The 17,744-nt window shown below is 74.3% G+C and carries 16 protein-coding genes and 1 other RNA gene; 7 read left to right on the forward strand and 10 right to left on the reverse strand.

All coding sequences use genetic code 11. The annotated features are described in order from the left end of the window. Window positions 1–126: 126 nt before the first annotated feature. Entirely contained in the window at window positions 127–1,509 is a 1,383-nt protein-coding gene (locus ACZ6KO_RS10400) for a hypothetical protein (RefSeq protein ID WP_469302653.1), read from the forward strand. On the opposite strand, the gene ACZ6KO_RS10405 is transcribed toward ACZ6KO_RS10400, so the two are convergent. After that, a complete protein-coding gene (locus tag ACZ6KO_RS10405; protein ID WP_469302655.1) occupies window positions 1,491–2,333 on the reverse strand; it encodes a hypothetical protein in 843 nt (280 codons plus the stop codon). The genes ACZ6KO_RS10400 and ACZ6KO_RS10405 overlap by 19 nt on opposite strands. Continuing rightward, entirely contained in the window at window positions 2,330–3,088 is a 759-nt protein-coding gene (locus tag ACZ6KO_RS10410; RefSeq protein WP_469302657.1) for a MerR family transcriptional regulator, read from the reverse strand. Before ACZ6KO_RS10410 ends, ACZ6KO_RS10405 begins: the two co-directional genes overlap by 4 nt. Before the next feature lie 77 nt (window positions 3,089–3,165). Between ACZ6KO_RS10410 and rnpB the strand changes: the two genes are divergently transcribed. Then, window positions 3,166–3,566, forward strand: an RNA gene (rnpB, locus tag ACZ6KO_RS10415) — RNase P RNA component class A. Window positions 3,567–3,641: 75 nt separating this feature from the next. Here rnpB and ACZ6KO_RS10420 read toward each other — a convergent pair. The 3 genes from ACZ6KO_RS10420 to ACZ6KO_RS10430 are packed head-to-tail and all read right to left on the reverse strand — an operon-like array spanning window position 3,642 to window position 6,654. Then, window positions 3,642–5,057, reverse strand: a complete 1,416-nt coding sequence (locus ACZ6KO_RS10420) for a bifunctional RNase H/acid phosphatase (RefSeq protein ID WP_469302659.1) — start codon at window positions 5,055–5,057, stop codon at window positions 3,642–3,644. After that, a complete protein-coding gene (locus ACZ6KO_RS10425; protein WP_469303843.1) occupies window positions 5,057–5,800 on the reverse strand; it encodes a zinc ribbon domain-containing protein in 744 nt (247 codons plus the stop codon). The genes ACZ6KO_RS10420 and ACZ6KO_RS10425 overlap by 1 nt, the downstream gene beginning before the upstream one ends. Continuing rightward, window positions 5,797–6,654 carry a Nif3-like dinuclear metal center hexameric protein gene (locus tag ACZ6KO_RS10430; protein ID WP_469302661.1) on the reverse strand — a complete coding sequence of 286 codons (858 nt, stop codon included), beginning with the start codon at window positions 6,652–6,654 and terminating at the stop codon, window positions 5,797–5,799. The genes ACZ6KO_RS10425 and ACZ6KO_RS10430 overlap by 4 nt, the downstream gene beginning before the upstream one ends. A gap of 173 nt (window positions 6,655–6,827) precedes the next feature. On the opposite strand from ACZ6KO_RS10430, the gene ACZ6KO_RS10435 reads away from it, so the two are divergent. Beyond that, the gene (locus tag ACZ6KO_RS10435) at window positions 6,828–8,000 is read left to right on the forward strand and encodes a hypothetical protein (RefSeq protein WP_469302663.1); all 1,173 of its coding nucleotides are present in this window, start codon (window positions 6,828–6,830) and stop codon (window positions 7,998–8,000) included. A 54-nt stretch (window positions 8,001–8,054) separates the two neighbouring features. Here the strand turns inward: ACZ6KO_RS10435 and ACZ6KO_RS10440 are convergent, their stop codons facing one another. The 3 genes from ACZ6KO_RS10440 to ACZ6KO_RS10450 all read right to left on the reverse strand — a co-directional run bounded on the left by ACZ6KO_RS10440 (window position 8,055) and on the right by ACZ6KO_RS10450 (window position 11,071). After that, the gene (locus tag ACZ6KO_RS10440) at window positions 8,055–8,996 is read right to left on the reverse strand and encodes a 3-oxoacyl-ACP reductase (protein WP_401448175.1); all 942 of its coding nucleotides are present in this window, start codon (window positions 8,994–8,996) and stop codon (window positions 8,055–8,057) included. Window positions 8,997–9,057: 61 nt separating this feature from the next. After that, window positions 9,058–10,134 (reverse strand): Zn-dependent alcohol dehydrogenase, encoded by a 1,077-nt coding sequence (locus tag ACZ6KO_RS10445; RefSeq protein ID WP_469302665.1) that lies wholly within the window; start codon window positions 10,132–10,134, stop codon window positions 9,058–9,060. Window positions 10,135–10,216: 82 nt separating this feature from the next. After that, window positions 10,217–11,071, reverse strand: a complete 855-nt coding sequence (locus ACZ6KO_RS10450) for a MaoC/PaaZ C-terminal domain-containing protein (RefSeq protein WP_469302667.1) — start codon at window positions 11,069–11,071, stop codon at window positions 10,217–10,219. Window positions 11,072–11,282: 211 nt separating this feature from the next. Here ACZ6KO_RS10450 and ACZ6KO_RS10455 point away from each other — a divergent pair, with 211 nt between their 5' ends. Continuing rightward, window positions 11,283–11,636 carry a response regulator gene (locus ACZ6KO_RS10455; RefSeq protein ID WP_469303845.1) on the forward strand — a complete coding sequence of 118 codons (354 nt, stop codon included), beginning with the start codon at window positions 11,283–11,285 and terminating at the stop codon, window positions 11,634–11,636. A gap of 44 nt (window positions 11,637–11,680) precedes the next feature. Here the strand turns inward: ACZ6KO_RS10455 and ACZ6KO_RS10460 are convergent, their stop codons facing one another. Then, the gene (locus ACZ6KO_RS10460) at window positions 11,681–12,868 is read right to left on the reverse strand and encodes a thiolase C-terminal domain-containing protein (protein ID WP_469302669.1); all 1,188 of its coding nucleotides are present in this window, start codon (window positions 12,866–12,868) and stop codon (window positions 11,681–11,683) included. A gap of 11 nt (window positions 12,869–12,879) precedes the next feature. Continuing rightward, a complete protein-coding gene (locus ACZ6KO_RS10465) occupies window positions 12,880–15,042 on the reverse strand; it encodes an acyl-CoA dehydrogenase (protein ID WP_469302671.1) in 2,163 nt (720 codons plus the stop codon). 127 nt (window positions 15,043–15,169) lie between these two features. Between ACZ6KO_RS10465 and ACZ6KO_RS10470 the strand changes: the two genes are divergently transcribed. The 3 genes from ACZ6KO_RS10470 to ACZ6KO_RS10480 are packed head-to-tail and all read left to right on the forward strand — an operon-like array spanning window position 15,170 to window position 17,744. Then, window positions 15,170–16,195, forward strand: coding sequence for a hypothetical protein (locus ACZ6KO_RS10470; RefSeq protein ID WP_469302673.1), 1,026 nt, complete (start codon window positions 15,170–15,172; stop codon window positions 16,193–16,195). Further along, window positions 16,192–17,196: a hypothetical protein gene (locus ACZ6KO_RS10475; RefSeq protein WP_469302675.1), complete on the forward strand. Its 1,005-nt coding sequence runs from the start codon at window positions 16,192–16,194 to the stop codon at window positions 17,194–17,196. The genes ACZ6KO_RS10470 and ACZ6KO_RS10475 overlap by 4 nt, the downstream gene beginning before the upstream one ends. 32 nt (window positions 17,197–17,228) lie before the next feature. Beyond that, window positions 17,229–17,744, forward strand: a complete 516-nt coding sequence (locus ACZ6KO_RS10480) for a RipA family octameric membrane protein (protein ID WP_469302677.1) — start codon at window positions 17,229–17,231, stop codon at window positions 17,742–17,744.

Consider the following 17,744-nt stretch of genomic DNA (forward strand, 5'->3'; position numbering starts at 1 on the left):
CTGTTACTGTCCTACCGGCCCGGACCGATGTCTGTCCAGCCTGGGGGGTACGGGGGTACCGCGTAGCATCCGGGTCGCGCGCGGGGACGGGTGTCACCACCCCGTCCCGACACCCCTGGAGGCCAGGTGCGCATCGTCGCTGTGGTCACGTTCTCGCTCCCCGTCGACTTCTCGCTGTCCAGCCTGATCGAGGACCGGGCGGCGGTCATGGAGCCGCTGCGCTCCTGCTTCCCGGGACTGCGGCCGCACCCCGCGGTGCACGAGGGCGAGGACGAGTCGGCCGACGAGCACATCGTCCTGGACTACCCGGAGCCCAACCACGCGGCCCGGATCGAGAACGGGCTGCTGGACGGCACGGTCCGGATCCAGGACGCGGACCTCGGCGTGGACTTCACCGCGCGGATCTACATCAGCAGCCTCTCGATCGGCTTCGCCGTCCTCGAACTGCCCTCCTGCCCCGACGGCATCGACCTGCACATCGACAAGCCGGGCCACGGCCGGGAGCTGCGCGACCTGGAGGCGCCCTACCGCAAGGCCCTGGGCCGGCACATCCGCCAGTGGTGCGCCCGCATGCAGGAGACGCTGGGGCCGCTGGCGTCCGTCCGGGAGCGGGAGGACGAGGACGGAATGCTGCCGGCGGGCCGGATGCTGTGGTGGCACCGGGTGCTGCTGGAGCCGGGCGACAACGTGCCGGTCAGCGTCCGCGTGGGCGAGACCTGCACCCTCGGGGAGACCACCTGCACCGTGGGCTACCTCTTCAGCAGTATCACCGGCGCGAACGAGGAGACCCTCCAGGAGTACGTCGGCGGGCTGATCCTGGCCTCCCAGAACTGGCTGATCATCGACGACGCCACCCGCCTCACCTCGACGCAGCTGATGCGCATCGAGGTGGACGGACCGCACAACCAGGCCGAGATCGACCGCAGTTACGACGAGATCCTCGACCTCACGGACAAGGCCACCTTCCGCAGCGTGATCTTCAGCGAGAGCATCCGCTACGTCTCCAACGCGCAGCTGACGGTGAAGAACGCGGTGGACCGGGCCTGGGGCATCTCCGAGGAGGGGCGCACGCTCACCGACCGGATGGCCGCCCTGCGGGAGATCTTCAACCTGCGGCGCGAGCGGGTGGCCAACCGGCGCGACGAGTTCCGCAACAAGACGATCGTCGCCCTGACCTCGCTGACGATCCTGCAGTGCGCCTTCGTCTGGTACGACTTCTACACCGAGGACAAGGTCAAGGTCGCCCCCGCGCCGCGGCCCTTCATCGCCTTCGCCGTGCTGATCGTGGTCCTCGGCGGGCTGCTCCTGATACCGCTGGGCCTGTCGCTGGTGCGCAGGCTCACCGCCTGGAACCGGCGCCGGCGCGCCGCGCGGCCCGGCGTGCCGCGCCGCCCGTCCGTACGCCGCGTCCCCGGCCCGCGCCGCGCGCCCGACGGGTCCGGCCCGGGCCGGGGAGCGGAACCGGGAGCGGAGCGGGGCTCCGGGGCGGACTACCGGCGCGTGGGCTGACCCAGCGCCGCGACGAGCGCCCGCGGGTCGTCCGCATGGAAGCGGAGCACCGTGGCCTCGGCCACCGCGCCCAGCGGGCGGACGACGGGCACCGGCCGGGTGAGTTCCAGGGTCACCGTCGTCTGGCCGCCCACGATCAGGTCCAGGCTGCCGTCCTCGGACGGCGTCACCAGGCGGCCCTGCGGGTAGCGGCGGTCGACGCGGGCCGAGGCGATGGCGTCCGCCGGGACGGTCACGTCGACCAGGGCGCCGTAGCGCAGCCGCAGGGTGCCGTCCGGGGCGACCACGTGGGGCCGGGTCACGCAGGCCGCGTGCATGGCCAGGATGATCAGGATGCCGTAGACGTCCAGGACCAGGACCACCCGGTGCACGGCCGGCCACGGGATGACGAGGGACAGGACGACGGTCTCGACCACCGACACGAAGGCCATCCCGTACATCATGGCCGTCTGCGGCTCCGTGTAGCGGGCGGCGTGGTCGCCCTCGCGCACGCCGTGCCGGCGCCGGGCGATCCACAGGCCCAGCGAGACCATGGCCCGCAGTTCGTGCAGCAGCAGCCGGCGGACCTGGACCGGGACGACCGTCCGCAGCGCCGAGCGCACGGCCGGCCCGGGGCGCAGGCCGGCGGCGCGTTCGGCGGCGTACAGCCCGCGCAGCACCCAGATCTCCAGGACGAGCACGCCCAGCACCAGCAGCTCCGTGGCCGCCAGCACGCCGGGCGGTACCCGTACGCCCGCCACCACCACGACCACCAGCAGCAGCTCGGCGGGGATCACGGCCGCCACCGCCCACCGCGCCACCCGCGGCCCCAGCACACCCGTCACGTCGTCCCCCGCCCCTCGCGGCCCTTGCGGCCCTTCGCCATGAACGCCTCCATCACCCGCCGTACGACCTCCGCCTGCGCCGGCGCGTAGTCCGCCAGCAGGGCCTCCCCGAAGCCCGGCACCACCGGCCCGTCCGCGCGGACCACCGCGAAGACCTCGTCCGGGACCGCCGCGACCAGCTCCTCGGCGAGCACCGCGATCCGCGGGTCGTCGACGTCGGCGTCGGCCAGCGCGTCCAGGCGCGCGTACAGCCCGAGCACGGCCGGATCGGAGGCCAGCGCTCCGAGCAGGTCGTAGAGCTCCTCGCCCCCGCTGCCCCTCGTGTCGAGGAGCATCAGGTGCTCGCGGTCCTTGGCGGCGGACGGCGAGTCCGTCGGCGGCGCCTTCGCCAGCAGGGCCGCGAGCGCGGGCGAGACCGGATCGACCTCGCCTGGCGGCGCGGCCAGCAGCGCCGCCAGCCGCAGCCGCCGCTCGCGGAGCTCCGCCTCCTGGCGGGCCAGGTCCGCGTCGAGCTCTTCGAGTACGTCGCCCAGCTCGCGCCCGGCGTCGTCCGCGAGGACGTCGCGCACCTCGTCCAGGCTCAGGCCCAGCTCGGTGAGCCGGCGCACGCGCGCCAGCAGCACGGCGTCGCGCACGCTGTAGGCGCGGTACCCGTTGGCCCGCCGCTCCGGCTCCGGGAGCAGCCCGACATGGTGGTAGTGCCGGATCGCCCGGGTGGTGACCCCGACGAGCGCGGCGATCTCTCCGATCCGCATGCCCCCAGTAGAAACGTTGCCGCTGCGTCAAGGTCAAGCCGGCCGCGCGCGGGCCGGTATCATGGTCCACCGCAGAACAAGCGGAGTGGACGGCCGCGTCGGGGCATCGCGCCCCGCCGAGGAACGTCCGGGCTCCACAGGGCAGGGTGGTGGGTAACGCCCACCCGGGGTGACCCGCGGGACAGTGCCACAGAAAACAGACCGCCGGGGGCTTCGGCCCTCGGTAAGGGTGAAACGGTGGTGTAAGAGACCACCAGCGCCTGGGGTGACCCAGGCGGCTAGGTAAACCCCACCCGGAGCAAGGTCAAGAGGGATCCTCCCCGGAGGGTCCTGCGCGGACGATCGAGGGCTGCCCGCCCGAGTTCGCGGGTAGACCGCACGAGGCCGGTGGCAACACCGGTCCTAGATGGATGGCCGTCTCCCCGGCGACCGCGAGGTCACCGGGTGACAGAACCCGGCGTACAGCTCCGCTTGTTCTGCTTCTTCACGGTCTGCACGCCGGAGGGCCCGCACACATCGTGTGCGGGCCCTCCGGCGTGCGGGGCGCGGGCGCTCAGCGCAGGTGCGAGGTGTCGTTCAGCAGCCGCAGCGAGGCGTTGCCGTCGGCGTAGTACGCCACCGCCGACAGGGAGGCCGCCGAGAGCTCCATGCGGAACAGGGACTCCGGCGGGGCGCCCAGCGCGAGGCGGACCAGCGTCTTGACCGGCGTCACGTGCGTGACCAGCAGGACGGTGCGGCCCGCGTGGGCGGCGAGCAGCCGGTCGCGGGTCGCCGCGACGCGGCGGGTGACGGTGGCGAAGCTCTCGCCCCCGCCGGTCGGGGCGGCCTTGGCGGAGGCCAGCCACGCGTCGAGGTCCTCCGGATGGCGCTCCTTGACCTCGGCGAAGGTCAGGCCCTCCCAGGCGCCGAAGTCGGTCTCGCGCAGCCCCTCTTCGACGGTGACCGGCAGGCCGAGGCGGTCGGCGACGGTCTGCGCGGTCTCGCGGCAGCGGCGCAGCGGGGAGGTGACGATCGCCTGGATCGTGCCGCGCGCGGCCAGGGCCGCGGCGACGGCGTCCGCCTGGCGGCGGCCGGCGGCGGACAGCTCGGGGTCGGTGCCGCCGCTGCCGGAGAACCGCTTCTGCGGGGTGAGCGCGGTCTCGCCGTGGCGCAGCAGCACGAAGGTCGCCGGGGTCCCGAGGTCGGGCCCGGCCCACCCGGGACCGGCCGCGGGCGCGGCCGCCCGCCCTGCGACGTCCGCCACCTGCGCCCCGGCCGCACGGGCCGCCTCGCGGTCCCGGTCGACGGCGTGGCCTCCCGCGGCGGTCGGAGCGGTGGCACCGGCCGCCATGACCGTGCCGGGACCGAACAGCGCCTCGGCCGCCTCGGCCGCCTGTGCCGCCCGGGCCGCGTCGGCCGCCCCGGCCGGCGCCGTGGTGCGGGCCGCGGTCAGGGCGGCGCGGGCCGCCGCCGCGCCCGCCGCCGCATCGCCCGGGGGGCCCGCCGGGGCCGGGGGGCGGGACAGCGCGCGGGCCGCCGAGGTGTCCAGGGCGGCCGAGGACGCGGCCGGCTCCCACTGCCCGCCGCGCTTGCCCGCGTCCATCGCCTCGTTGGCGAGCCGGTCGGCGTGCTTGTTGCGCTCGCGCGGGATCCACTCGTACGTCACCTGCGCGCCCGGGAGGATCCGGGCCGCCTCGGCGGCCAGCGGCTTCATGTCCGGGTGCTTGATCTTCCAGCGGCCCGACATCTGCTCGACGACGAGCTTGGAGTCCATGCGGACGGTGACCTGCGCGTCCGGCGACAGCTCGCGCGCCGCCTTCAGGCCCGCGATCAGGCCCTTGTACTCGGCAACGTTGTTCGTCGCGACGCCGATGTACTCGGCGCGCTCGGCGAGCGTCTCGCCCGTCGCGGGGTCCAGGACGACCGCCCCGTAGCCCGCGGGGCCCGGGTTGCCCCGGGACCCGCCGTCCGCCTCGACCACCAGCCGCATCAGATGCCCGAGTCCGCCGTACGGACCAGGATGCGGCCGCAGTTCTCGTGGCGCACCACCTTGTTCGCCGCGGCGGCCTTGACCTCGTTGACCTCGGCGATGTCCAGCTCGATCTGGCAGCCCAGGCAGCGGCGCTGGTACAGCTTGGCCGCGCCGACGCCGCCCTGCTTGACGCGGATCTTCTCGTACAGCGCGACCAGGTCGGCCGGGATGGACGAGACGACGAGCGCCCGGTCCTTGGTGATGCCCTCGACCTCGGCGTCGAGTTCGGCGGTGGCCGCGTCCCGGCGGGCGGTGGCGTCGTCCGTCTTGGTCTGGAGGGAGGCGACCCGCTCGGTCAGCTCGGCGACCCGCTCGGCGGCGGACTCGCGGCGCTCCATGACCTCCAGGACCACGTCCTCCAGGTCGCCCTGGCGCTTGGCGAGCGAGGCGATCTCGCGCTGGAGGTTCTCCAGGTCGCGCGGCGAGCCGACCGCGCCCGAGTCCAGCCGCTGCTGGTCACGGACCGCGCGCTGGCGGACCTGGTCGACGTCCTGCTCCGCCTTGGTCTGCTCGCGGGCGGTGTCGCTCTCCTCGGTCTGCGCGGCGACGAGCAGGTCGCGCTGCTGGACGAGGTCCTTGGTCAGGGAGTCGAGCTCGGCGTGCTCGGGCAGCGACCTGCGCTTGTGGGCGAGCTGCGACAGCCGCGTGTCCAGGGCCTGGACGTCGAGAAGTCGGATCTGGTCGGCGGGCTCGGCGTTCAGTTGGGGGCTCCAGAGATAGAAGGGGAGGGCTCGGACGGCGCGTGGGCCGTCCAGGGGTCGGTGACCGTGCGCGAGACGTGGGTCCGCAGACCCCAGCCGTGGCGCTCGGAGACGGCGTCGAGCTGGGCCGCGGCCTGCTCGCACCAGGGCCACTCGGTGGCCCAGTGGGCGGCGTCGACGAGGGCGAGCGGGCTCTGCTCGCGGGCCTCGGAGACGGGGTGGTGGCGCAGGTCGGCGGTGAGGAACGCGTCCACTCCGGCGGCCCGTACCTGCTCGAAGAGGCTGTCGCCGGAGCCGCCGCTGACGGCGACGGTACGGATCAGCCGGTCCGGGTCGCCTGCGACGCGGACGCCCTGCGCGGTACGGGGCAGCCGGGCCGCGGCGCGGGCGGCGAACGCGGCGAGCGTCTCGGGGTGGTCGAGCTCGCAGATCCGGCCGAGGCCCCGGCGGCCCGCCGGGTCGGCCGGGTCGGGCACGAGGGGGCCGGTGACGCGCAGGTCGAGGGCGCCGGCGAGGGCGTCGGAGACGCCCGGGTCGGCGGTGTCGGCGTTGGTGTGGGCGACGTGCAGCGCGATGTCGTGCTTGATCAGCGTGTGCACGACCCGGCCCTTGAAGGTGCCGGCCTCGACCGTGGTGGTGCCGCGCAGGTAGAGGGGGTGGTGGGTGACGATCAGGTCGGCGCCCCGCTTCACCGCCTCGTCGGCGATCTCCTGGACGGGGTCGACGGCGAAGAGGACCCGGGACACCTCGGCATCGGGGTCGCCGCACACGGTTCCGACCGCGTCCCACTGCTCGGCCCGCTGAGGGGGCCACAGAGCGTCGAGCGCGGCGATGACTTCAGAGAGACGGGGCACGGCCCAAGGCTACCGTCCGTCGCGGCCGCCCCGCCGACCAGCGGTGCCAGCACAACCGCGCCGGTCGCCACCGGGGAATCGCCGGGCGGTCACCCGTACGTGTGAAGCGGATTGGCTCCGGTTGTTCGGCAGGAAATGCGAAAACTAGCTTCCTCACCGGAGGTGACGCACGGATGACTGCCTGTGCTGTGGCTGGGTCGGTTTCGGTGCCGGGGTCGATGACGACGTCGGTGAGCGCGTTCACGATCGCGGCGGACGGTTCGTACGCCGCCCGGCTGGCCGGGGAGGGTGAGGCCCGCTACCCCGAGCGCTGGACCCTGGGCGGCCCCGAGCCGTACGCGGTGCCGCTGCCGCTGGGGCAGCCGGAGGAGGCGGACAGCGAGGTGCTGCCGCTGGCGGACGGGCGGGTGCTGATCCACCGCCGGGTGGCCGACCGGCACGCGTTCGCCCTGCTCTACCCGACGGGGCCGCGCACCGGTGAGCTCCCGCTGGGCGCGGTCGAGCCGCCGGACGGCACCCGGGTGACCCTGCTGCCGCCCGCTCCGGACGGCCGCAGCGCGTACGCGCTGGCGGTGGGCGGGGAGTCGACGACGGTGTGGCGGGTGGCCGGGGCCGCCTCCGGGCCGGAGCGGGTCGCGCACGTGCCCGGCCGCTGTTCGGGCGGGGTGTGGCTGGACGGGCCGGGCCGGCTGCTGGCCCTGGACCGCGAACTCGACGGCCGGACCAAGGCCGTCGCGGTCGACCTGGGCCGGGACGGCGAGGTCTCGCCACTGCTGCAGATCGCGGAGTCGAGCGACGACCGGCTGCTGCTGGCCGACGCGGACAGCGGGCTGCTGCTGATCCGCTCGGACGCGCCGGGCGAGGAGCGGCTCGGCTGGGGCGTCCTGGGCAGCGCCCGCCCGGTCCGGTTCCCGGAGTGCCTGCGCGGGGTGGGCCGGTCGGCGGTCCCGTTCGCGGTCCAGCCGGGCCAGATGCTGATGCCGGAGGCCTGCGGCGTCGCGCTGCGGCTGGCCGGGCCGGGCGGCCGGGATTGCGGCGAGGGCGGGGACGGTGGCGCCGGGTTCGGCGGCTCCGGTGACGCGATCGCCCTGTGGCGCCCGGCCGACCGGCACGTCTTCCGGCTGGGCGCCCCGGCCGGCTGGCTCGGCGGGGCGGGGCTGTGGACGCGCGAGGGCCGCCTCAGACTGCCGTACGCCACCCCGGACGTCCCGTGCGGCGTGACCTCCCTGGCGCTGCCCGACGGCCCGCCCCCGGCGGTGCACCTCACCCCGCCCCCGGCTCCCGCCGCCCCGCGCCCGGTCCCGCTCCAGCAGGCGCCGCTGAAGGGCCGCATGGCCCTGCGCTGAGGCCCGCCGGAGGGACCCGGCGGCGGAGGGACCCGGCGGCGGGCGGGACGGACGCTAGCCGTGTTTGAGGGCCAGGACCTCCGCCGCCGCGAAGGTCTCGTCCGCCGGGCGGGCGGCGTAGTGGGGAGTGAGGACCTCGTCCAGTTCCTCGAAGGAGAACGCCTCCTTCGTGGTGTCGAACTTGGCCGCCACCCTGGGGCGTTCCATGACGACCACGATCCCGCCGTGCACCACGAACAGCTGCCCGTTGGCCCGCGCCGACGCCGGTGAGGCGAGGTAGCCGACCAGCGGGGAGACGTGTTCGGGGGCCAGGGCGTCCAGCTTGCCCTCCTCCGGGACCTGGAAGCCCGCGAAGACGTCCTCCGTCATGCGCGTGCGGGCCCGCGGGCAGATGGCGTTCGCCGTGACGCCGTACTTGGCCAGGGCGAGCGCCGTCGACGTGGTGAGCCCGACGATGCCGCCCTTGGCCGCCGCGTAGTTCGGCTGGCCGGCCGACCCGCCGAGGAAGGCCTCGGAGGAGGTGTTGATGATCCGGCCGTACACCGGACCGCCCGCCGCCTTCGACCGCTCCCGCCAGTGCGCGGAGGCGAAGTGCGTGGTGTTGAAGTGGCCCTTGAGGTGGACCCGGATCACCGAGTCCCACTCCTCCTCCGACATCGAGAAGACCATCCGGTCCCGCAGGATGCCCGCGTTGTTGACCAGGATGTCGAGCTTGCCGAAGGTGCCGGTCGCCAGCTCGATCAGCTCGCGCGCCTGCCCGAAGTCGGCCACGTCACCGAGGTGCGCCACCGCCTGCCCGCCGGCCGCCCGGATCTCGGCGGCGACCTCCTCGGCCGGGGCCGCCGAGGCCTCGCCGGAGCCGTCCCGGCCGCTCTGGCCGAAGTCGTTGACGACCACGCTCGCGCCGAGCCGGGCGAGTTCGATCGCCTCGGCCCGCCCGAGCCCGCGGCCGGCGCCGGTCACGACGGCGGACAGTCCCTCAAGGGGGAGCGACATGGCACGTTCCTCTCAGACACTCGAAGTCACGGTCGGGGACGGTCGGGGTTACCGGGGACGGTCAGAGCTCGATGCAGGTGCGCAGGGCCACGCCCGTACGCATCTGGTCGAGCGCGTCGTTGACCTCGGCCAGGTTGACCCGGTGGGTGATCAGGCCCTCCAGGTCGACGCGGCCCGCCCGCCACAGGGCGATGGTCCGCTCGTAGGACCGCAGGACGTCCCCGCCGCCGTACATGGAGGGCAGGATCCGCTTCTCGTCGAAGAACAGCGAGAACATGTTGATCTGGAAGTTGTCGTCGAGCGCGCCCGCCCCGACCACGCACACCGTGCCGCCGCGCCGGGTCATCTCGTACGCCGTCTGCGCGGTCGCCGACTTTCCGACGACCTCGAAGACGTAGTCGAAGCCCTCGCCGCCCGTGATCCGGTTCCTGGCGTCCCCGAAGGCATCCGGCGCCACCGCCTCCGTCGCCCCGAACCGCAGCGCCGCCTCGCGCCGCGACGCGACCGGGTCCACGGCGACGACCTGCGCCGCGCCCTGCACCTTGGCGCCCTGGATGACGGAGATGCCGACGCCGCCGCAGCCGATCACCGCGACCGACGAACCGGCCCGCACCTGGGCCGTGTTGATGGCCGCGCCCAGGCCGGTGGTCACGCCGCAGCCGATGAGGGCGGCGATGTCGTACGGCACGTCGTCGGGGATCGGTATCGCGCAGGCGGCCGGGACCACCATCTCCTCGGCGAAGGTGCCGGTGCCGGCGAAGCCGAAGATGTCGCCGGTGCCCCGCCGGAAGTTGGGCGTGGCGACGTTGGCGAAGCTCTCCAGGCACAGGTGGCCCTGACCGCGCCGGCAGGCCGGACAGTGGCCGCACGGCGGCAGCCAGCACACGAGCACGCGGTCGCCGATCGCGTGGCTGGTCACCCCGTCGCCGACGTCGATGATCTCCCCGGAGCCCTCGTGGCCGGGGATGAACGGCGCGGGCTGCGGCAGCACACCGCTCATCGCGGAGAGGTCGGAGTGGCACAGGCCGGTGGCCTTGATGCGGATCCTCACCTTGCCGGGGCCGAAGCCCACGGTCTCCATGTCGTCGACGACTTCGAGCTTGTCCTGGCCTATCTCGCTCTGCAGTGCTGCGCGCACGGTGCGGCTCCTTGGTGTCGGTCGGTCTTGCGCGTGCTGCGGTGCTGCGGTGCTGTGGGCTGCGGTGCTGTGGGCTGCGTGCCTACGCGTGTTCGACGACGGTGTCGGCGAGGACCGGCGCGTCGTCCCGTTCGGCCGCGGTCACCGACACCTGGACCCGGCCGGGCTCCTGCCACATCCGCATGCGCAGCGTCTCGCCCGGGAAGACGGTTCCGGCGAAGCGGGTGCGGTAGGCCCGGACCCGGGACACGTCCCCGCCGAGGACGGTGTCGACGACGGCCTTGAGGGTCATCCCGTACGAGCACAGGCCGTGCAGGATCGGCCGGTCGAAGCCGGCCAGCTTGGCGAACTCGGGGTCGGCGTGCAGCGGGTTCCAGTCCCCGGACAGGCGGTAGAGCAGGGCCTGCTCCTCGCGGATGAGCCGCTCCTCGACGCGATCGGGCTCCCGCCCGGGGAGGTCCTCCCTGACCGAGGGGCCGCGCTCGCCGCCGAAGCCGCCCTCCCCGCGTACGAAGATCTGCGCGTCGCTCGTCCACAGCGGGCCGTCGGCGTCGGCGACCTCGGAGCGCAGCACGATGACGGCCGCCTTGCCCTTGTCGTAGACGGCGGCGACCCTGGAGCGGGAGGTGGCCGACCCCTTGACGGGGATGGGCCGGTGGAGCTCGATGGAGTGGCCGCCGTGCAGGACGTTCGCCAGGTTCACCTCGATGCCGGGCGCGGCGAGGCCGCCGAGCATGGCCATGCCGGCGCCGGCGACGGTCGCGAAGCTGGGGAGCACGTGGAGCCTGGATTCGAGGGTGTAGCGCAGTTCGTCCAGGTCGGTGGCCGGCCGGCCCGCGCCGAGGCCGAGGTGGTAGAGCTGGATGTCCTTGTGGTCCCAGCCGATCTCACTGGTACGTGGATCGGCGGCGAGAGCCCTGGCGGCATCGATCGGCATTCGGATGCTGCTCCTTGTTCTTGGAAGACCTCGGTGCGGCCGTCCGCACCGTCGGCCGCACCGAGGTCGTCTACGGACCGGTTCTAGAACGCGTTCTAGCGCCGATGGGGATAGGTATAACGCACGCCCCGGTGGTTGTGAAGACTACTGACACGACGTCAGATCACCGGTTCGGACACCGTACGGCCCTACTGTGGGGCAGGTGGACGAGATGCCGCGGGAGCACCGCACCGCCAAGGCCCTGCGGGTCCTGCTGGTCCCGCCGGACCCCGCCCTGGCGGTGCTGCTCGGCCTCCAGCCGGACATCGAGGTCGTAACCACGCCGGTCCAGCGGCCGCACGTGGCGCTGGTGGACTCGGTGGCGGCCGTCACCGACGTGGCCGACCAGGCCCCGGAGTGCCGGACGCTGCTGCTGGCCGGCTCGGCGCACCCGGGCCTGTGGGACGCCGCCCGGGCCGCGGGTGCGGCGGGCCTGGTGCTGCGGGACGGCCCCGTCGAGGACCTGGCCGACGCGGTCCGCCGCGCGTCGATGGGCGACACGGTGGTGGACCCGGCCCTGGGCTGACCGGGCGCCCGTACCCGTACCGGGGCGTCAGCGGCGCAGGGGCCTCAGCGGCGCAGGAGCGTCACCACCGCCGCGCCGCCCAGGCCGATGTTGTGCGCCAGGCCCACCCGCGCGCCCGCCACCTGCCGCGGTCCCGCCTCGCCGCGCAGCTGCCAGACGAGCTCGGCCGCCTGCGCCAGCCCCGTCGCGCCGAGCGGATGCCCCTTGGAGATCAGCCCGCCGGAGGGGTTGACCACCCACCGCCCGCCGTACGTGGTGGCGCCGCTCTCGACCAGCTTCCCCGAGGCCCCCTCCTCGCACATGCCCAGCGCCTCGTACGTCAGCAGCTCGTTGACCGAGAAGCAGTCGTGCAGCTCGACGACGTCGACGTCCTCGATGCCCAGGCCGGAGGCCTCGTACGCGGCCCGGGCCGCCGCCCGCGACATCGGCCGGCCGACCACGTCGATGCACGAGCCGGAGTCGAAGGACGCGGCCGTGTCCGTCGTCATCGCCTGGCCGGCGATCTCCACCGCCTTGTCGTGCAGCCCGTGCGCGACCACGAACCGCTCGGAGACCACCAGCGCCGCGGCCGCGCCGTCCGAGGTCGGCGAGCACTGGAGCTTGGTCAGCGGCGCGTGGATCTCCTTCGCGGCCAGGATCTCCTCCACCGTGTACACGTCCTGGAACTGCGCGTTCGGGTTGTTCGCCGAGTGCCGGTGGTTCTTGGCGCCGACCGCCGCCAGCTGCGCGGCCGTCGTCCCGTACCGCTCCATGTGCTCGCGCGCCGCGTTGCCGAAGATCTGCGCCGTCGGCGGCGACATCTCGAAGCCGTGCCCGGCCGCCATGATCCCGTAGTGCCGCGCCACGGGCGACGTCTTGAAGTCGCCTCCGTCGGCGCCCCCGCCCAGTGCGCCCTTCTTCATCTTCTCGAAGCCCAGCGCCAGCACGCAGTCGCTGATCCCGCCCGCCACGAACTGCCGGGCCATCATCAGCGCCGTCGATCCGGTCGCGCAGTTGTTGTTGACGTTGTAGACCGGCACCCCGGTCAGGCCCAGTTCGTACGCGGCGCGCTGGCCGGCGGTGGAGGCCTGGAAGCAGTAGCCCACCGGCACCTGCTCCACCAGCCCGTACGCCACCCCCGCGTCCGCCAGCGCCGCCCCGCCGGCCTCCTTGGCCATGTCCCAGTACTGCCAGTCCCGGGATTCCGGCTTCTCGAACTTCGTCATGCCGACGCCCACGATGTACGACTTCATACTGCTGCCCTTCAGTCCCTGGGAAGGCCGAGGATCCGCTCGGCGACGACGTTGAGCTGGACCTGTGTGGTGCCCCCGGCGATGGTCAGGCAGCGCGACATCAGCATCCCGTGCACCGCCCGCTCCCCCACCCCCTCGCACACCGCTCCCGCCGGCCCCAGCAGTTCGAGCGCGAGCTCGGCGGTCCGCTGCTGGTGCGGGGTCTGGACGAGCTTGCGTACGGAAGCCCCCGCGCCCGGTTCCAGCCCCGACACCTGCTGGAGCGTGGTCCGCAGGCCGATGCAGGCCAGGGCGTGCGCCTCCGCCGCGAGCCGGCCGATCCGGGCCCGGTAGGCGCCGTCCAGGTCCGCCGAGCGGGCGATCAGCGCCTCCAGTCCGGTGTCGAAGGTCATCTGGTCGGCCATGTGGACCCGCTCGTTGCCGAGGGTGTTGCGGGCCACCCGCCAGCCGCCGTCCGCCGCGCCCACCAGGGCGTCGGCGGGCAGCAGCACGTCGTCGAAGAAGACCTCGTTGAAGAGCGCCTCGCCGGTGATCTCCTTCAGCGGCCGGATGCCGATGCCCGCCGACGCCTTCATGTCGACGACGAAGTAGCCGAGCCCCTTGTGCTTGGGCGCGTCCGGGTCGGTACGGGCGAGCAGGATGCCGAAGTCGGCGGTGTGCGCGGAACTCGTCCACACCTTCTGCCCGTTGATCCGCCAGCCGCCGTCCTCGGTCCGTTCCGCCTTCGTGCGCAGCGAGGCGAGGTCGGAGCCCGCGCCCGGCTCGGAGAACAGCTGGCACCAGGTGAGGTCCCCGCGCAGGGTCGGCAGCAAGTATCTCTCCTGCTGCGCGGGCGTGCCGTAGGCGAGCAGCGAGGGCACCACCCAGGTGGCGATCCCCAGGTCGGCGATCCTCACCCCGGCGGCCGCCAGCTCCTGCTGCACGACGAGCTGTTCGACGGGCCCGGCGCCCAGGCCGTACGGCGGCGGCAGGTACGGCGCCGCGTACCCGGTGGGCGCGAGCACCCGGCGGGCGGCGGCCGGGTCCAGGCCGCGGGCGTCCGCGATGACGGCCCGCGCCCGCTCCCGGTGGGTCCCGGCCTGCGCGGGCAGCTCCAGCCGCAGCTCGCGCCGGGCGCCGCCGGCGGCCAGCCGGACCGCCCGCGTCCGGTGCCCGTCGCCGGGCCCGAGCAGCTGGCGGGCGACCAGGGCCCGGCGCAGGTAGAGGTGGGCGTCGTGCTCCCAGGTGAAGCCGATCCCGCCGAGGACCTGGATGCAGTCCTGGGCGCAGGAGTAGGCGGCGTCCAGGGCGGTGCCCGCGGCGAGTGCGGCGGCGAGCGCCCGTACCTCGGGTGCCTCGCCGATCGCCTGGACGGCGTCCCAGGCCAGCGCGCGGGCCTGCTCGACCCGCACCAGCATGTCGGCGCACAGGTGCTTGATCCCCTGGAACCGTCCGATGGGCCGGCCGAACTGCTCGCGCACCCGCGCGTACGCGGCGGCGGTGTCCAGGGCCCAGGCGGCGGTGCCGCAGGCGTCGGCGGCGAACAGCGCGCACGCCGCGTCCCGTACGAGGGCCGCGTCCAGCGGCAGCAGCCGCCCGGGCGGTACGGCGACCCCGCGCGCCCGGACCTCGGCGGTGGGCCGGGTCGGGTCGGCGCTGTCGTGCGTACGGACGTCCAGGGCGGTGGCGTCGACGGCGAACCAGAGCGTGCCGTGCGCGGCCTCGGCGGCCAGCAGGACCAGGTCCGCCTCGCCGGCGCCGAGCACGGGCGGCGCCGTCCCGTCGAGCAGGTGCCCGCCGCCCTCCACGGCCACGGCGGTCATGCTCCCGGGCCCGAGTGCGACGGCCCCGATCCGGCCGCCGTCGCCGAGCCCTGCCACGAGCTCGTCCGCTTCGGCGGTCCCCGCACACCGGCCGAGCAGCACGGAGGCCAGCGCGCTGCCCAGGTACGGCCCGGGCAGCGCGCCCCGGGCGGCCTCCTCGACCACGACGGCCAGGTCGAGCAGGGTCCCGCCCTCCAGGTGCGGGGCGAGCAGCCCCTGTGCGGCGAGCGCGTCCCAGTAGGCGGGCCGGGTGCCGGTCCGCGGCGGGCCGTCGAGGAGCTTGCGCACCTCCTCGGGCGGCACGGCCCGTGCCACCCAGCCCCGCACGGCGTCCGCCAACTCCCGCTGCTCCGCTGTGATTCCGATGCCCATGGGGGTCCCCCGCCCGTCGCTCACGCCGTCGGTCGCGGGCCAGAGTAGAACACGTTTCATTCTGACGGAAGGTCAGGAAACGGCCGCCGGATCCGCCTACCCTGGCCCCCGGGGAGGGGTGGACGACATGACCGAAGGAACGAGCGACGGCACGACCGGTGGCTTACCGGCCGGTGGCTCACCGGCCCGGGGCACCCAGCGCGGCACCCTGGGCCGCACGCTGATCACGCTGGGCTGGGCCCTGCGCGTGACGGGGGCGTTCACCGCCTTCAGCGGCAACATGGTGTACCAGTCCGTCGGGCCCGGCGCGGACGACGGCGGGACGCTGCCCTGGTGGGGCGTCCTCCTGACCGCCCTCGTGCTCGCGAGCGTCGGCTGGTGGGTCTTCGACCGCGGTACGCGCCTGGTCCGGCGGGGCAAGCAGCACCTCACCCCGGTCATCACCGCGTTCGAACAGCTCGCGGGCGAGCCGTACGTCCTCTACCTGCGCCCCTTCGCCCTCGATCCGGGGCTGTCCGCCCCCGTCCCCGAGCCGGCGGTCTACACCCGCTCGCCCTTCGAACTCCCCCAGGTGACCCAGGAGGAGTTCCTGGTCCGGCACGTCGCCCGGCTCGGCCGGGTCGTCGCCGTGGGACAGCCGGGCGAGCGACTCCCCCTCCTCGGGGCCGAGCGCGGCTACCTCCCCCTCGACGACTGGCAGGACACGGTCGGCACACTGATCCGGGGCGCCCACGTGGTCATGCTGTCGGCGGCCCCCGGGCCGGGCACCGTCTGGGAGTTCACCGAGGCCGTCCGCACCGTCCCGCCGGACCGGCTGCTGCTGCTCGTCTACACCGGGCCCGTGGTCTACGACCTCTTCCGCGACCGCGCCGCCCGCGCCTACGCCGAACGCCGCACCGCCGACTGGCCCACCCTGCCCGAGCTGCCGGACTGGCCCGCGCCGGGCCCGCCGGGGAAGGGCAGGAAGTGGGAGTACCCGCTGCGGGGCGTCATCTCCTTCGACCAGGCCTGGCGGGCGACCTTCACCCCCTTCGAGGTGTCCGTCCCCGCCCTGCGCTGGGGCTGGAGCACCCGCCGGCACATCCGCGAGCAGCTGGAGCCGGTGCTCGCCCCGCTGGCCGCCCTCCCCGGCAGCGCGCCGCGACGGCCGTGAGCGCGAGCGGGGGCCCGACGCCCCGTCTGCGCCGCGGCGCGCGGGTCGGCGCCGGGCACGCACTGGTCCTCCTGGGCCACGCCCTGCGCGTACTCGGCATCGCCCTGCTGGGCAGCGGGGGCTTCCTGCTCCACCTGGCCCTGCGCGGAGAGCAGCTGTCGCCGCTGGTGCTCCTCCCGGTCTTCCCCGCGATCGTCCTGGCCGGCGCGCTCGCCCTCGTCGGCGGCTTCTTCGCCCTCGTCCACGGCAAGCGGCTGCGCGCCCCGGTCATCACCTCGTTCGGCGGCCTCCGCGGCACGTCGTACGTCCTCTACCTGCGCCCCTTCGCCCTCGACCGCACCCTGGCCGCGGCCCCCGGGGGCGCTCCCCGCGGGTCCTTCCGCTCGCCCTTCGAACTGCCCGGCCTGACGCAGGAGGAGTTCCTGGTCCGGCAGTTCGACCGGCTCGGGCCCGTCGTCGCCGTCGGACAGCCCGGCGAACGGCTGCCCCTGCTCGGCGCGCGCCGCGGCTACCTGCCGCTGGACGACTGGCAGGCCACGGTGAGCGAGCTGATCGCCGGCGCCCATGTGGTCATGCTGTCGGCGGCCCCGGGACCGGGCACCGTCTGGGAGTTCACCGAGGCCGTCCGCCTCACTCCGCCCGACCGGCTGCTCCTGCTCATCACGTCCGGCCCCGTGGTCTACGACCTCTTCCGTGACGCCGCCGCCCGCGCGTACACCGACCGCCGCACCGCCGACTGGCCGCCGCGGCCCCGGCTGCCGGACTGGCCCGCCGCCGACGCGCTCGCCCCTCGGCGGGACAGGGGATGGACGTACCCGCTCGACGGCATCGTCACCTTCGACCGGACCTGGCGGGCCACGTTCACCCCCTTCCGCCCGGCCGCTCCCCGGGTCCGCTGGATCTGGTCCGTACGCCGCCTCATCCGGGCCGAACTGGAGCCGGTCCTCGCCCCGTTGGCCACACTGCCCAGGCGCCCTCCCCGATCCGCCCGGAAGCCCTGACACGAAGGGGGCCCATGGGAAACCCTGTGTCCATGGACTCCCTCGACGACAAGCTGTGGAACCAGCAGGTGGGCCCGGCCGCCTACGCGGACACCGGCGAGAAGTACCAGGCGGCGATCCTGGACCAGTACAAGACGTACATCGAGATGGCCGACCGGATCAGCAGCCGCCGCAACCTCGCCAACACCTTCTTCCTGTCGCTCAACTCCGCCGTGGCGGCCACCGTGGCGGCCCTGGCCGGCGCCGAGGGCCGGCAGGTCCCCTTAGCGGTGGCACTGGCGGCCCTGGTGGTCCTGCTGACGCAGTGCCTCACCTGGTTCGTGATGGTGCGCTCCTACCGGCAGCTGAACGCCGCCAAGTTCGAGGTGATAGGCGCCCTGGAGAAGAAGCTCCCGGCCTTCGTGTACTCCCGCGCCGAATGGTCCCTCCTCGGCGAGGGCCGCGACTGGCGCCGCTACCTCCCCCTGACCCACGTCGAACAATGGGTCCCCCTGATCTTCGCCACCGCCTACGTGGTGGGCTTCCTGGCCCTGAGGGCCGCCCCGTAA

The sequence above is a fragment of the Streptomyces sp. NPDC042102 genome, assembly GCF_055582305.1.

Excerpts from the sequence above, each read along its gene's own strand:
- ACZ6KO_RS10410 (WP_469302657.1), bottom strand. The coding sequence starts at position 3,088 with ATGCGGATCGGAGAGATCGCCGCGCTCGTCGGGGTCACCACCCGGGCG.
- ACZ6KO_RS10420 (WP_469302659.1), bottom strand. The coding sequence starts at position 5,057 with ATGCGGCTGGTGGTCGAGGCGGACGGCGGGTCCCGGGGCAACCCGGGC.
- ACZ6KO_RS10435 (WP_469302663.1), top strand. The coding sequence starts at position 6,828 with ATGACTGCCTGTGCTGTGGCTGGGTCGGTTTCGGTGCCGGGGTCGATG.
- ACZ6KO_RS10440 (WP_401448175.1), bottom strand. The coding sequence starts at position 8,996 with ATGTCGCTCCCCCTTGAGGGACTGTCCGCCGTCGTGACCGGCGCCGGC.
- ACZ6KO_RS10450 (WP_469302667.1), bottom strand. The coding sequence starts at position 11,071 with ATGCCGATCGATGCCGCCAGGGCTCTCGCCGCCGATCCACGTACCAGT.
- ACZ6KO_RS10455 (WP_469303845.1), top strand. The coding sequence starts at position 11,283 with ATGCCGCGGGAGCACCGCACCGCCAAGGCCCTGCGGGTCCTGCTGGTC.
- ACZ6KO_RS10460 (WP_469302669.1), bottom strand. The coding sequence starts at position 12,868 with ATGAAGTCGTACATCGTGGGCGTCGGCATGACGAAGTTCGAGAAGCCG.
- ACZ6KO_RS10465 (WP_469302671.1), bottom strand. The coding sequence starts at position 15,042 with ATGGGCATCGGAATCACAGCGGAGCAGCGGGAGTTGGCGGACGCCGTG.
- ACZ6KO_RS10470 (WP_469302673.1), top strand. The coding sequence starts at position 15,170 with ATGACCGAAGGAACGAGCGACGGCACGACCGGTGGCTTACCGGCCGGT.
- ACZ6KO_RS10480 (WP_469302677.1), top strand. The coding sequence starts at position 17,229 with ATGGACTCCCTCGACGACAAGCTGTGGAACCAGCAGGTGGGCCCGGCC.